This window comes from Sorangium sp. So ce124 (assembly GCF_051525235.1).
GTDB classification, from domain to species: domain Bacteria; phylum Myxococcota_A; class Polyangia; order Polyangiales; family Polyangiaceae; genus Sorangium; species Sorangium atrum.
On record NZ_CP150312.1, the window covers coordinates 5097496 to 5111674 of the forward strand.

Annotated in this window: 9 protein-coding genes; 6 read left to right on the forward strand and 3 right to left on the reverse strand. The window is 69.3% G+C overall.

The genetic code is table 11. The annotated features are described in order from the left end of the window. Positions 1-23: 23 nt before the first annotated feature. The 3 genes from WMF19_RS19060 to WMF19_RS19070 all read left to right on the forward strand — a co-directional run bounded on the left by WMF19_RS19060 (position 24) and on the right by WMF19_RS19070 (position 6035). Complete coding sequence (locus tag WMF19_RS19060; RefSeq protein WP_437900398.1) at positions 24-1127, forward strand: glycoside hydrolase family protein; 1104 nt, start codon at positions 24-26, stop codon at positions 1125-1127. 434 nt (positions 1128-1561) lie between these two features. Then, complete coding sequence (locus WMF19_RS19065) at positions 1562-4474, forward strand: TIM-barrel domain-containing protein (protein WP_437900399.1); 2913 nt, start codon at positions 1562-1564, stop codon at positions 4472-4474. Positions 4475-4931: 457 nt separating this feature from the next. Then, positions 4932-6035 (forward strand): alpha/beta hydrolase family esterase, encoded by a 1104-nt coding sequence (locus tag WMF19_RS19070; protein ID WP_437900400.1) that lies wholly within the window; start codon positions 4932-4934, stop codon positions 6033-6035. Between the two features lie 72 nt (positions 6036-6107). Here WMF19_RS19070 and WMF19_RS19075 read toward each other — a convergent pair whose 3' ends face one another. Then, positions 6108-7469 (reverse strand): PQQ-dependent sugar dehydrogenase, encoded by a 1362-nt coding sequence (locus WMF19_RS19075; RefSeq protein WP_437900401.1) that lies wholly within the window; start codon positions 7467-7469, stop codon positions 6108-6110. Between the two features lie 155 nt (positions 7470-7624). After that, the gene (locus tag WMF19_RS19080; protein ID WP_437900402.1) at positions 7625-8380 is read right to left on the reverse strand and encodes a VOC family protein; all 756 of its coding nucleotides are present in this window, start codon (positions 8378-8380) and stop codon (positions 7625-7627) included. A gap of 96 nt (positions 8381-8476) precedes the next feature. On the opposite strand from WMF19_RS19080, the gene WMF19_RS19085 reads away from it, so the two are divergent. Together WMF19_RS19085 and WMF19_RS19090 are read left to right on the forward strand one after the other, a co-directional pair. Continuing rightward, positions 8477-10795 (forward strand): nitric-oxide reductase large subunit, encoded by a 2319-nt coding sequence (locus tag WMF19_RS19085; protein WP_437900403.1) that lies wholly within the window; start codon positions 8477-8479, stop codon positions 10793-10795. Between the two features lie 164 nt (positions 10796-10959). Beyond that, on the forward strand, positions 10960-12450 hold the full coding sequence (locus WMF19_RS19090; protein WP_437900404.1) for a flavin-containing monooxygenase: 1491 nt from the start codon (positions 10960-10962) through the stop codon (positions 12448-12450). Here WMF19_RS19090 and WMF19_RS19095 read toward each other — a convergent pair. Next, positions 12447-12839: a hypothetical protein gene (locus tag WMF19_RS19095; protein WP_437330015.1), complete on the reverse strand. Its 393-nt coding sequence runs from the start codon at positions 12837-12839 to the stop codon at positions 12447-12449. The genes WMF19_RS19090 and WMF19_RS19095 overlap by 4 nt on opposite strands. 454 nt (positions 12840-13293) lie before the next feature. Between WMF19_RS19095 and WMF19_RS19100 the strand changes: the two genes are divergently transcribed. Then, positions 13294-14160: a hypothetical protein gene (locus WMF19_RS19100; protein ID WP_437900405.1), complete on the forward strand. Its 867-nt coding sequence runs from the start codon at positions 13294-13296 to the stop codon at positions 14158-14160. The last annotated feature ends 19 nt before the right edge of the window (positions 14161-14179 follow it).

Genomic DNA, 14179 nt, shown 5'->3' on the forward strand with positions numbered 1-14179 from the left:
GCCCCATGGAACCGAGGAACACCATGCACAATTTCCGTCAGCTTCCGGTGCGGTGGATCGTCATCGCCGCGCTCGCGTCCTTCGCCGGCGTGCCGGCGTGCTCTGGCAGCGACGACGAGACACAGGCGTCGTCGGGGTCGAACGGCGCCGGCGTGGGCAGCGCGAGCGGCGCCGGCGTGGGCAGCGCGAGCGGCAGCGGTGGAGCAAGCGCGAGCGGCGCCGGCGCGGGCAGCGCGAGCAGCAGCGGTGCGGGCAGCTCGAGCGGCGCCGGCGCGGGCAGCTCGAGCGGCAACGGCGCGGGCAGTTCGAGCGGCAGCGGCGGCGCTCAGCCGACGGGCTGCAAGCGCGGCCTCGCGTATGGCTATCACTCGAAGGCCGACATGGATGTCCTCTCTCCGGCGGTGTCCTGGTGGTACAACTGGACCCATGTGCCGGACGAGGGTGTCCGGCCCGACTATTACAGGACGCTTGGCGTCGAGTACGTACCGATGGTGTGGGGCGGGGGCAACCTCGACAGCGCCGCCGCCGACCGCATCGCCTCCGAGATCCCGGAGGGGGCGAGGTTCCTGCTCGGGTTCAACGAGCCGAACTTCGGGGCTCAGGCCAATCTTTCCGCGGCCGAGGCCGCGGCGCTCTGGCCGCACGTCGAAGCGGTGGCCGACGCCCGCGGCCTCGCGCTCGTGTCGCCGGCCGTGAACTTCTGCGGCGGCGATTGCCAGGAGACCGATCCATTCAAGTACCTGGACGACTTCTTCGCCGCGTGCAGCGGGTGCCGTGTCGATTACATCGGCATCCACATCTACACCGGCTGCAAGGGAGAAGGCGACAACCAGGCCCAGTGGCTCATCAACCACGTCGAGACGTACAAGTCGCGGTTCGACAAGCCCCTCTGGCTCACGGAGTTCGCGTGCGACAGCGCGGGCTCCCTCGCCGAGCAGAAGGAGTTCCTCGTCGACGCGCTGGCGTACCTCGAGAACGAGCCTCGGATCGCGAGGTACGCGTGGTTCTCGGGCCGCGCCGACAACGTGCGGCACGCGAGCCTGCTCGGCGACGACGGCGAGCTCAACGAGCTCGGTCAGGCCTACGTGAGCGCGCCGCAGCGCGCGTGCGAGGCCTCGACGGAGTGAGAGTGATGCGGCGGGCAGGCCACGGTCGCTGCGTCGGTGGCGATTTCCCGCAGCCGTTGTGGTTGCCGATGTGCAGCTTGCCGCTGGCTGCACGCGTGCCGGTGCCCGCCTGTCTTGACGCGATGCTCCGGAGGGGGCTTGTCTGCCATCGGCGCGTGGCTGGTCGCTGGCGCGCCGTTTGGAATTGACATCCGATTTGTGAACGTTCACATTCGGCCCACGACCTCACCGAGGAGGGCGACGAGGGCGGCCGCGGGGGCTTGAGCTCAGGGCCTCTGACGCGCCGATCGGCTGGCGCGTCAGAGCGTCTGAACCGGATCCATCGTTCGCTGGGTGCTGCCAAACGTGAAACAATCCACGTATTTATGATATTTCTTGCGCCCTTCAGCTCGAGTGACGAGCGCCGTGCACGGTGCGTTCGCCCCCGCTGCCTGGTGGCGGCGGTCATCCTGCTCCTCGGCGCCGGGGCTGCGGGATGCGGCGCGGACGGCGCGGACGGCGCCCTCAGCAGTGGCAGTAGCAGCAGCAGTGGTGGTGGCGGAGGCGGCGGCGGTGGTGGCGGCGCCGGGGCGCCGGGGGGCGGCGACGGCGTCGGTGGTCCCGCGGGTTCAGACGGGGGCGCCGGGGGGGAAGGCGGCGCCGGCGACGGCGGCGCGCCCGCCGAGCAGCAGGTCACTGTCCCGGTGGGCGCTGGGCTTCTGCGGCTCGAGGCCTGCGCGCCGAACATCGTGCGGGTGGCCTTCTCCCCCACGGGCGACACCGCCTTCTTCTCGCGGTCCACCCCGGCGACGGGCCCGCGCCGCTGCGAGAAGACCGCCGTCGAGGTGACGTCGACCGCGGTCGAAACCGTCCTCTCCACCAGCGCCCTCTCGGCCCGCGTCGACAAGGCGACCGGCGCGGTGTCGTTCACCGATCCCTCGGGCGCGTCGCTGCTGGCAGAGGTGCCGAACGGGCGCGCGGTGACGACCGCGACCGTGCAAGGGCAGGCGACCCACAACGTGCACCAGAGGTGGACGCCGGCGGCGGACGAGTCCCTCCACGGCCTTGGCCAGCACCAGCAGGGGCTCGTGGACATCAAGGGCTACGACCTCGACTTCCACCAGTACAACACCGAGGTGTTCATTCCCTTCCTGGTGTCGAGCCGCGGTTGGGGGATCCTCTGGGACAACACCTCGTTCACGCGCTTCGGCGACCTCGACCGCGCCCAGCACGTTCCGGGCGTGGCCTACGCCGATCACGACGACCTGCTCGCCGCCGCCGCCAGCAAGAGCGCCGACATCACCACGACCGTGCAGGCGACGACGGCGGGCGATTACCTGTTCTACACGTATTCATCGGGGGCGATCCGCCTCGACGTCGATGGCCAGCGGGTGATCGACCACTGGCGTCAGGGGTGGCTGCCGTCGACGGACGTGGCGCGCGTGCACCTCGACGCCGGTCAGAAGGTCACCGTGCACCTGCAGTGGACCGCGGACATCGACGTCGGCATCGCCAGCCTGCTCTGGAAGCCGCCGCCCGCGTCGCGCGACATCTCGCTCTGGTCGGAGGTCGGCGACGGCATCGATTACACCTTCGTCTACGGCCCCGAGCTCGACGGCGTGATCGCGGGCTACCGCACGCTGACGGGGCCGGCGGCGCTCTTGCCCAAGTGGGCCTTCGGGTTCTGGCAGTCGTGCGATCGCTATCAGTCGCAGCAAGAGAGCCTGGACGTCCTCCAGCAGTACCGGTCCCGGCACATCCCCATCGATGTGATCGTGCAGGACTGGCAGTACTGGCCGGACGGCACCTGGGGGTCGCACCAGTTCGACCGGACGCGCTTCCCCGATCCCGCCGCCTGGACAGCCGCGATTCACGATCAGCACCACGCCCACCTGCTGATCTCCGCGTGGCCCAAGTTCGTGACCGGCACGGCGAACTACGCCGAGCTCGACGGCATGGGGGCGCTCTACAAGCGGAACATCACCGACGGCAAGCGCGACTTCCAGGGGAACGTCTTCACCTACTACGACGCCTTCAGCGCGGAGGCGCGCGCCGCCTATTGGTCCCAGGTGAACGACGCCCTGTTCTCGAAGGGGGTCGACGGCTGGTGGGCCGACGGCTCCGAGCCCGACATCGACGAAGACGTCGAGGGCAAGACCAGCCCGGCCACCCACCTCGCGAGCGCCCAGAGCCGCATGACCCCGACGGCGCTCGGTCAGGGCGCGGCTGTGCTGAACGCCTATTCGCTGATGCACAGCCAGGGGATCTACGAGGGGCAGCGCGCGGCTGCCCCCGACAGGCGCCCGCTGATCCTCACCCGCAGCGCCTTCGCGGGGCAGCAGCGCTATGGTGCGGTCGTCTGGTCGGGGGACATCACCTCTACCTGGACGGCGATGCGCAAGCAGATCGCGGCCGGGCTGGGGATCTCGATCTCGGGGCTTCCCTACTGGACCATGGACGCGGGCGGGTACGCCCCGCCGGCGCGCTTCACCGCCGGCACGCCGGCGGCCGCCGATCTCGCCGAGTGGCGCGAGCTGAACGCGCGCTGGTTCGAGATGGCGACCTTCGCGCCGATCCTGCGGGTCCACGGCCAGGCGCCGCTCGTCTCCGGCACTCAGCGGGCCGCCCGGCGCGAGATCTACAGCATGGGCGCCGACACCAACGCGCCGGCGTACCTCGCGGAGCTCAAGTTCGATCGCCTTCGCTACCGGCTCTTGCCGTACGTCTACGCGCTCGCTGGCATGGCGACCCAGCGGGGGGGGACGATCATGCGCCCGCTGGTGATGGACTTCCGTGCCGACACGCGGGCGCGCGCGATCGCCGATCAGTACATGTTCGGGCCGGCCTTGCTCGTGTCACCGGTGACCACCTACCGCGCCACCAGCCGGTCCGTGTACCTGCCGCAGGCGCCGGCCTGGTACGACTTCTGGACGGGCATGCGTTACGCGGGAGGCACGACGATCGCCGCCGCCCCCGCGCCCATCGACGCCATTCCCGTCTACGCGCGCGCGGGCTCGATCGTCCCCATCGGACCGGTCCAGGAATACGTCGATCAGCAGGCGGCCGATCCCATCACGTTGCTGGTCTATGGCGGCGCTGGCGGCACCTTCACGCTGTACGAGGACCAGGGGACGAGCACCGATTACGAGCGCGGTGCATTCTCGCTCATCCAGCTGACCTGGGACGACGCGGCGCGAGCGCTGACCATCGGGGCGCGCCAGGGCGCGTGGGAGGGCATGCCGGCGAAGCGCACGTTCCAGGTGGTGCTCGTCACCGATGGCAAGGCGGTCGGCTTCTCGACGACGGACACGCCCACGCCCGATTCCACCGTGACGTACGACGGGAAGGCGGTCACCGTTCGTTTGTGAGCCGCTGGCAAGCGCGGAGTCGCCGCTTCCACGATCAAGGGGAGGGGATGCACAACAACTTCGATTGTGCAGACTCGAGCCCTGCGACGCCCCCTGGCGCTGCCTTGGCAATGAATGGCCAGGGGATCGGCGCCATCGAAGGCCCGGACGGACACGTGTGCCCACGGCACGCCGATGCGCCGCTTAACGCGCGCGGCGCCGCCCGGACCACGCTCATTCGACCCAGGACCGAGCCATCACGACGCTCGCGGTCCCACCCTTTCGCTCTGCCGCGCTACGCTTCCTCGCGCAGCGATCCGGCTTCTTTATACCTGCGCGCTCGCGGCCGATATGGTGACGCGCCTATTTTGAGCTGTCGCTTCATAAATGAACCGGCGCGCCTCAATCCATTGCTGGTCGCGAGGCCATGAGCTAGTGTCGAGTCCTAGTCGCGCCCTTCGCGCGCGCGGAGTTACCGATGACAAGTGCCCGTTGCTCCTCCCTGGTCCTCGCCCTGTTCTCACTCTCGGGTGTTGCTTGTTCGTCGAGCAGCACCCCTCCGTCGGAAGAACCGGGGGTCGCAGGCGCGGGCGGCCAAGCGCAGGCGGGCGCCGGTGGTAACGCCGCGAGCGCGGGCAGCACCTCGGGCGGTGGCCAGCCCGGCTCCGCGGGCGCGGGTGGCTCCGATTCCGGCGGTGCCAGCGGCGGCGCGGGCGGCAGCGCGAGTGGCGCGGGCATGGGGGGGGCGAGCGGTGGTGGCGGTCAAGCCGGCGGCAGCGCAGGCGGCGCGACAGGAACGGACGCGGTCAAGAGCGCTGGCTGCGGCAAAGCGAAGACTCTGCAAAACGGCACGATCGACATCTCGTTCGGCGGCGCCTCTCGCAAGTACATCCTTCGCGTGCCGAGCGATTACGACAAGGACACGCCGTATCGGCTCGTGTTCGCCTTCGCGGAGTCCGGATCCTCCGCCATGTCGGTGGCGAACCGGAACTACTTCACGATGGCGACGCTCGACACTGGAGCGACCACCATTTTCGTCGCGCCGGACGCCGCGAACGGCGCCGGTTCCTGGAGCAAGTCGGACGTGGAGCTGACGGACGCGATCCTGGAGGAGATCGAGGGAGATCTCTGCATCGACAAAACTCGGATCTTCGCCACCGGCTTCAGCTTCGGGGGAGCGATGTCGTTGGCTCTCGCCTGCACCCGCGCGGACGTGTTCCGAGGCGTCGCCTTCTTTTCGGGAGCAGATCTCACGGGCTCCTGCACGGCGACGTTGACCAAGCCGATCGCCTACTACGCGTCGCAAGCCAGCGGTGACAGCAGCGGCCCCCCCATGCCGACCAGCGGTCGCGTCAAACAAGCCGAATTCGCGAAGGTCAACGGCTGCATGGAGGAGCCGTCGGCGACCACCTTCCCGGCAGCTGGCCAGCCCCACAGGTGTACCGAGTACAAGGGCTGCTCCGCAGGTCACCCCACCAAGTACTGCGTGTTCGACGGCCCGCACGGCTGGGAGCCGAAGGACCCCGGGCAATCGACGAGCTGGAACGCCCCCGAGGCGTGGAAATTCATCACGCAATTCTGATTGCTAGTCGAATTTGCCTCTTCACGATTTCTGACCCTGGCCGGTGCCCGCCGGCCGCACCACATCACGGTCTCACTTGCCGTAGGCCACCCGCCACACGGTGTTGCTCTGGTCGTCGGTCACCAGCAGCGCGCCGTCCTTGGCCACCGCGACGCCGACCGGGCGACCCCACACGTCGCCGGTGCTCGTGACGAAGCCTGTCATGAAGTCTTCGTAATACCCCGCTGCCTTGCCATCCTTGACCGGGATGCGGATCACCTTGTACCCGGTGCGCCGCGAGCGGTTCCACGAGCCGTGCTCCGCCGCGAAGATGTGTCCCTGGTAGTCGGCAGGGAACTGCTGGCCCGTGTAGAAGCACAGGTCGAGGGAGGCCGAGTGCGACTGGATCAGCACGTCCGGCACGATGACCTTGTCCCGGAGCTCGGGGTGCTTGCCCTCGTGCCGCGGATCCTGGTGCGCGCCGAGGTAGTACCAGGGCCAGCCGTAGAAGCCGCCCTCTTGCACGCGCGTCACGTAATCGGGGACCAGGTTGTCGCCCAGCTCGTCGCGCTCGTTCACGCTGGTCCAGAGCGCGCCCGTCGCCGGCTCGATGGCCAGGCCGACCGGGTTGCGGATGCCTGACGCAAAGAGCGCCTCGTTCTTGCCGCCGGGCGTGAAGGCCAGGATGCACGCGCGCCGGATCTCGTCGTCGTCGTCATCGACGTTGGAGCGGGAGCCCACGGACACGAACATTCGCTGGTTGTCCTTGCTGAACGCGATATCGCGGGTCCAGTGGCCGCCGCCGCCCACGGCCTCCTTGCCCGAGGGGATGTTGGTGACAAGCGCCTCGGCCGGGCCGCTGGCCCTGGTGTCGCCCGCCTTGTAAGGGAACCGCACCACGCTGTCGGTGTTCGCGATGTAGACGTGCGTCGGCGCCTCGGTGCCGCTCGGATAGAAGGCGATGCCGAAGGGGCGGTTGAGGTCCTCGGCGTAGACGCTGCGGAGGTCGGCCTTGCCGTCGCCGTCCGTGTCCCGGAGCACCTGCACCCGGTCCGCCGCGCTCTCGGCGACGAACACGTCGCCGTTCGGCGCCACCTGCACGACGCGCGGCTTCTCCAGACCCGTGGCGAGCTCGGTGACGGTGAATCCCGACGGGACTTTGGGGAACACACCGGCTGGACGATCTGCCTTGCTCGGACTGTTGTTCGCCGACTCGCCCTCGTTGGGCGCGGGGAGGTCGGCGACGGTGATCTTGCGCTTTACGCCTGGCGCGTCCGTTGTCCAGTCGCCCAGCGCGTCGGCGCCCGTGAGGATCCTGTCGGTGGGCGCTGGCTGCGGTGTGACCTCGGCTCGCTTGGGGGAGCAGGAGGCCAGCGCGCCCGCGCCGGCGCCGACCAGGAGCACCTGAGCCGCGCCGCGCCGGGCCCACCGGCGGCATGATCGTCGGTTGTCCATGGACTCTGGTTGCCATTCGGCTGCTCCTCTGTCCACCGCTCCACCGCTCCTCTGCACCGATGAGCCCGCCGATCTCCTCGCTCCTCGCTCCTCGCCACGCGCACGCGAGGGAGCGCCCCCCCATCCAACCCCGGCTGCCGCCCTGTGGCCGGCGGCTACCAGTCCGCCTCGATCACCCCTCCGGTGTACTGCGTGCTGGTCGGCGTGTACTGGTGCACCTCGAACTTGTTGCCGTCGGGGTCCGCCAGCCAGATCTGGTACGTGTTGTCGCAGCCGAGCTTCTTCTCGGTGAACGGGACGCCGCGGCTCTTCAGCGTCGCCATCACGGCGTCCATGTCGTCGGTCTCGAGGCAGAAGTGGGCGATCCCGGTATTGACCACCTCGCCGAGGTTCCGGTCTTCGAACATCTCCACATAGTTGCCGTCGGCGATCTCGAGGTACGCGCCGAACGGCGCGCCTTCGCGGGTGAAGCTGAACTTGGTGGCGAACCCGAGCTTGCCGTAGAAATCGACCGAGCGCTGCAGATCTCTCACGTTGAGACAGACGTGCGCGATGCGTTTGAACATGGGGAGGGCCTCCGCGACGGCGCCGGGGTAGGGGAGCGGCGCGCGCGGCCGAGGATACCCCAGCCGGAGGCCCCGGCGCGACGGTAGGCCCAGGCTCGCGCCCGGCGCCCGCGACGCCGCCCGCCGGCGAGCGGCGGCGACCAGGCCGAGCCGCTCGGCGCTGGGCTCGCGCGCGCTGATGAGCCGGCTCGCGCGCGCCGCCGCGGTGTCCGGGGCGACGCTTCCTGGCGCCTCGGCCTGGCAGAGGAGGTCGAGCCGCGGGTGCGCCTTCGTGCAAACGGTGCGCCCCACCGCCTCCGGCGCATGGCCGCGCGCCGCGAAAACAACGGGGCACGCGCGAGGCACGCCGCCTGCTTCATGGCCGGCGTCACGGCCGGAGCTCCCGATGTCGCGCCGCGGAGGCGCGGGCGCGCCGGGGCTCACGCGAACAACGAGGTCGCTATGCATAACCTACGACGACTCTGGCTGGCGCTCGCCGCCGTCATCACCGCTGGCTTCTTGATACTCGGCTTCACGGGCCGGGAGGTGTACCGCAAGGCCCCGCCGATCCCCGAGCGGGTGGAGACGCCGTCCGGCCGGGTGCTGCTCACGAAGGACGACATCCTGGACGGGCAGCTGGTCTATCAGAGCATCGGCGGACAGCAGGTCGGCAGCGTCTGGGGGCACGGCGCTTACCAGGCGCCGGACTGGTCGGCGGACTGGCTCCATCGCGAGGCCGAGGCGCAGCTCGCGCTCTGGAGCCAGCGAGAGCACGGCGCGCCGTTCGCGTCGCTCCCGGACGAGGCGCAGGCCGCCCTCAAGGCGCGGCTCCAGCGGACGATGCGCCAGAATGGCTATGACGCCGCGACCGGCGCGCTCACGGTCTCCGAGGATCGCGCGCTGGCGATCGAGGAGACCGCGGCGCACTACCGCGCGCTCTTCGGCGACGAGCCGAGCCTCGCCGGCCTGCGCGAGAGCTACGCGCTGCACACGGCCGCGGTCCCCGACGCCGGGCGGCGCGACAAGCTGACGGCGTTCTTCTTCTGGACCTCGTGGGCCGCGGCCGCGGAGCGCCCTGGCACCGGCGCCAGCTACACCAACAACTGGCCTCACGAGCCGCTCGTCGGCAACGTCCCCACGAGCGCCAACGTGATCTGGTCGATCGTGAGCATCGTCCTGCTGCTCGCCGGGATCGGCGCGCTCGTCTGGTACCACGCGTTCCGCCGTAGCGAGGAGCCGTCCGACCCTGCGCCGGCGCGCGATCCGCTCGCGGGGTGGGTGCTCACCCCGTCGATGCGGGCCGTCGGGAAGTACTGCGTCGTGGTGGTCGCGCTGCTCGTGCTCCAGGTCGCGCTCGGCGTGCTGACCGCGCACTACACCGTCGAGGGGAACGAGGTCTTCGGGCTGCCGCTCGGGGAGATCCTGCCGTACGCGGTGACGCGCACCTGGCACGTCCAGCTCGGCGTCTTCTGGATCGCGACCGCGTTCCTCGCGACGGGGCTGTTCCTCGCGCCGGCGGTGGGCGGGCGTGAGCCGAGGGGGCAGCGGCTCGGCGTGAACGTCCTCTTCGGGGCGCTCGTCCTCGTGGTCTTCGGCTCGCTCGCGGGAGAGTGGCTGGCGATCAAGCAGCGCTTCTCGCTCGAGACCTCGTTCTGGTTCGGGCACCAGGGGTACGAGTACGTCGACCTCGGCCGCGCCTTCCAGATTGCGCTCTTCGGCGGGCTCGCGCTCTGGCTCTTCCTGATGCTGCGCGCGCTCTGGCCCGCGCTCGCCCGGCGCGACATGAGCCGGCACATCGTGCTGCTCTTCACCGGCGCCACCGTCGCCATCGGGATGTTCTACGGCGTGGGGCTCTTCTACGGCGCGAAGACCCACCTGTCGGTCATGGAGTACTGGCGCTGGTGGGTCGTCCACCTCTGGGTCGAGGGGTTCATGGAGGTGTTCGCCACCGCGGCGATCGCGTTCCTGTTCACCCGGCTCGGCCTCGTGCGTCCGGACAGCGCGGCGCGGGCGGCGATCCTGTCGACCTGCATCTTCCTCATCTCGGGCATCCCCGGCACGTTCCACCACCTCTACTTCAGCGGCACGCCGGTCTCGGTGATGGCGGTCGGCGCGAGCTTCAGCGCCCTCGAGGTGGTGCCCCTCGTCCTCGTCGGGATGGAGGCGCGCGAGACCTGGCAGATGCAGCACCGGAGCGGGTGGATGCAGGCCTATCGCTGGCCCATCCAGTTCTTCGTCGCGGTCGCGTTCTGGAACTTCGTGGGCGCGGGCGTGTTCGGCTTCCTCATCAACCCGCCGATCGCCCTCTATTACATGCAGGGCCTCAACACGACCCCCGTGCACGCGCACGCCGCCCTCTTCGGCGTCTACGGGCTGTTGTCCCTCGGCCTCGTGCTGGTGATGCTCCGCCGCCTGCGCCCCGATGCGGTGTGGAACGAGGCGCGGCTCCGGGTGGCGTTCTGGGGGATGAACGGCGGCCTCGGCCTCATGATCCTCCTGAGCCTCTTGCCGATCGGGCTCGCGCAGGCGTGGGCCAGCGTCGAGCGCGGGCTGTGGTACGCGCGGAGCGCGGAGTTCTTGCAGCAGCCGGTCCTCGAGGCCCTGCGCTGGATGCGGTTCGTCGGAGACAGCCTGTTCATCGTCGGCGTCGCGGCCTTCGTGGCGTTCGTCGCGGGGCTCTTCATCCGGCGGCCGGCGGGCGCTGCCTCGGCTAAGCCCGCGTCGGAAGGTGAGGCGGCAGGGATGGCCACGCCGGCCGCGAGCGGCGTACCGGCGGCCTGATCAACCGCGCGCCAGCGCCCGCCTGCGCGCTGACGCGCCTCCTCACCGCCGCGCCGCCGCCGCGCGGCGCCCCGAAATGTGCGCGTGGCGCCGAGCTCAGCCGTGAACCGCCACGCTATGCTCGGGTCCTGGAGCGCCACGGCGCTCGCCTCCGGGAACCCAGCATGTCCACCGAGCACTTCGACGTCCTGATCGTAGGCGCCGGCCTCTCCGGCATCGGCGCCGGCTACCACCTCCAGACGCGCTGCCCGGGCAAGCGGTATGCGATCCTCGAGGGGCGCAGCGCGATCGGCGGTACCTGGGACCTCTTCCGCTACCCTGGAGTCCGCTCGGACTCGGACATGTTCACGCTCGGCTATTCCTTCCGCCCCTGGAAGGAGGCCAAGGCGATCGCGGACGGGCGGTCGATCCGCGACTACGTGCGCGACACGGCCCGGGAGCTCGGCATCGACCGGCACATCCGGTTCAATCACCGCGTTCGATCCGCGTCATGGTCCTCGGAGCACGCGCGGTGGACCGTCGAGGTGGACGTCGGCCCAGGCGAGGAGCTCGTCCGCTACTCCTGCAGCTTCCTTTATATCTGCAGCGGCTACTACCGCTACGAGAGCGGGTATACGCCCAGCTTTCCCGGCCGCGACGACTTCCAGGGACAGCTCGTGCACCCCCAGCAGTGGCCGGAGGATCTCGACTACCGGGGCAAGCGCGTCGTCGTCATCGGCAGCGGCGCCACGGCCGTGACGCTTGTGCCCGCGATGGCCGCCGACGCAGCGCATGTGACGATGCTCCAGCGCTCACCGAGCTACATCGCCTCATTGCCCTCGGAGGATCCCATGGCGAACGCGATCCGCGAGCACCTGCCGGAGCGGATGGCCCACCGCGTCGCCCGCTGGAAGAACGTCGCGCTCAGCCTGCTCATCTACCAGATCTGTCAACGCGCGCCGGGGCTGGCCAGGCGGATGCTCCGCGGCGGCGTCGCCAGGCATCTGCCGCCCGACTTCGACATCGATACACACTTCAATCCTCACTACGATCCGTGGGATCAGCGCCTCTGCCTCGTGCCGGACGCCGATCTCTTCCGTGCGGTGACGGAGGGGCGCGCCTCGGTGGTCACCGACAGCATCCGGACGTTCACGAAGAACGGCGTCCTGCTCGAGTCGGGCAAGGAGCTCCAGGCGGACATCATCGTGACGGCGACGGGCCTGGAGCTCCTGCTCTGCGGCGGTATACGCATCGACGTCGACGGCGACGTCCTCGATCCCGGCAGGTCGTTCATCTACAAGGGGTTGATGCTGGGCGGCGTCCCGAACTTCGCGCTCTGCCTCGGTTACACGAACGCCTCGTGGACGCTCCGCGCGGAGCTGGCCTCGACGTACGTCTGCCGGCTGCTCAACCACATGGATCGCCACGGCTACCGGCAGTGCTTGCCGCGCCATGACGAATCCGTCCCCGATCCTCGGCCGCTGCTCGGCCTGACGTCGGGCTACGTGCAGCGCTCGGCGGACCACCTGCCCAAGCAGGGATCGAAGGCGCCGTGGTACTTCCGCCAGAACTACGTCCTCGATCTGCTCGCGATGAAGCTCGGTCCGGTGGACGACGGCACCATGGTCTTCTCTAGGCGAGGGGACCAGGAACGAACTTGGGGAACGCTGTTCTAGTCTGCACAGGGCGCTTCGACAGGGTAGTTGGTGCCCGTCCATACCGCCGCGTCGGGGACGTAGTAGCCATTGTCGAGCTTGTACCAGAGGTTGTTGCCATTCACATAATCGCCTCTCGTGTGGCAGACGAGGCTGACCATGGCGCCGACCTGAACGGCCATGGCCACCGGGCCGTCGGCGTTGGGGGTGAAGCGCAGAAAGACACGCCGGACAAAGACATTCGGCCCCACGTAGATGGGCGCCCGGGTGAGGGCGCTCGAGGCTTCTTCGACGATCTCCTCGTTCGCCCCCGTCGCTTCGTCGCTCGATCCGGATGTCGTGATGCAGCCCATGATCCCGGTCGTGGCCGATATTGCCAGCAGCGCCGTGTGTCTCCTGATGTACGTCATATCGTCCCCCCGATGTGGTACTGGTGCAATCGAGTCGAGATGGGCGCAGGACCACGCAGGCGTCCACTCGCGCCGGCGAGGCCACGCCGACGCTCATCATATAATATCCGGATCCGATCCGTCCACATGCCGCGCACATACGCGATCGATCGCGACCCTCATCGTGTGATAGACATCCGTGAAGTGGAGAATGGAATCGGGAAAGAGAGCTGAAGACGGAGAGCCATGACGCCCGGCGGCGCCGAGTGAAAACCCGACCCAGGCCCCACCGAAGAGCGCATCGGGATGCGGCGGAAAAAATGCGGAGCAGGCGCGTCGGCGCACCTCCAGCGCGCGCGCTCATGCTAACAACCGCGCCGGTCGTCCGAACGCAGACGAGCTGGCCATGGACGACCGAAAGCGGCCATCCTCACGGCCGCCTCGACGCGCGGGCCAGCGATGGATGGAGCTTTGAATGAGGTACAACCTGTTCGTTGGATTGCTTGCCTTGCCCCTCCTGGGTTGTGGATCGGATCCTGCTGACGACACGGGCGCCACGACGACGGGCGCCACGACGAGCACGGGCTCCGCGGGGACGGGAGGTGGTGCGGGCGGGGAATCGCCGGGCTGCGCTCCGACCGCGGCGCCGGACGTCACGGATGTCTCCGGCACGTGGGCGTACCGCGCCATCGGGTCGCAGCTCACGCAGGCGCAGGGGCTCCCGCCGTTCCAGACGCGCATCGTCAGCGTGATGCTCATCACGCAGCAGCAGCGCGGAGACGCCATTTCCTTGCAGGGCACGTATTGCGACCATTACACCGAGGACCCGGACGCGATCGTGCACGCCGTCATCCCGGACAGCTTCCGCGGGGCGCTCGCGCCGGTGACCCGCGAGGGCACGTTCGCGGCGGGCGAAGGGGGGCTCCGCTACAAGCTTGGGCCCCTCCACGAGGTGATCGGCGCGGCGCTCGACGACCCGGCTCAGGACGAGCTGCCCACGGATCCGGCGGACGCTCGCGTCGTCGATCAGGACGAGGATGGACACCCGGGCATGACGGTTCAGCTCCAGGGGCTCATCGACGGGTCGGTGTACGTGGCCGAGCGGGCGCGGACCGAGCTCGACGGCGTGGCGGTCGCGACCTACCGCATCGAGGGTCGACTCGGGTTCGTGTCGGAGCAGAGCGTGCTCGAAACGGATCCTGCGAGCCTCAAGGCGACCATGGCCGCCTCGAGGACGTATCCCGATCCGGAGGAGTGCAGCAGCACCTTCGTGATGGTCCGTACCCCTGACGACGCGGACTGCGCCTGGATCAAGGAAAGGGGCGACACGCTCTTCCAGTAAAGCCCCTCCCGGCGGTCGC

What these genes read in the sequence shown, in the direction of transcription:
- WMF19_RS19060 (WP_437900398.1), top strand. Translation starts at nt 24, where the DNA reads ATGCACAATTTCCGTCAGCTTCCGGTGCGGTGGATCGTCATCGCCGCG.
- WMF19_RS19070 (WP_437900400.1), top strand. Translation starts at nt 4,932, where the DNA reads ATGACAAGTGCCCGTTGCTCCTCCCTGGTCCTCGCCCTGTTCTCACTC.
- WMF19_RS19075 (WP_437900401.1), bottom strand. Translation starts at nt 7,469, where the DNA reads ATGGACAACCGACGATCATGCCGCCGGTGGGCCCGGCGCGGCGCGGCT.
- WMF19_RS19085 (WP_437900403.1), top strand. Translation starts at nt 8,477, where the DNA reads ATGCATAACCTACGACGACTCTGGCTGGCGCTCGCCGCCGTCATCACC.
- WMF19_RS19090 (WP_437900404.1), top strand. Translation starts at nt 10,960, where the DNA reads ATGTCCACCGAGCACTTCGACGTCCTGATCGTAGGCGCCGGCCTCTCC.
- WMF19_RS19095 (WP_437330015.1), bottom strand. Translation starts at nt 12,839, where the DNA reads ATGACGTACATCAGGAGACACACGGCGCTGCTGGCAATATCGGCCACG.
- WMF19_RS19100 (WP_437900405.1), top strand. Translation starts at nt 13,294, where the DNA reads ATGAGGTACAACCTGTTCGTTGGATTGCTTGCCTTGCCCCTCCTGGGT.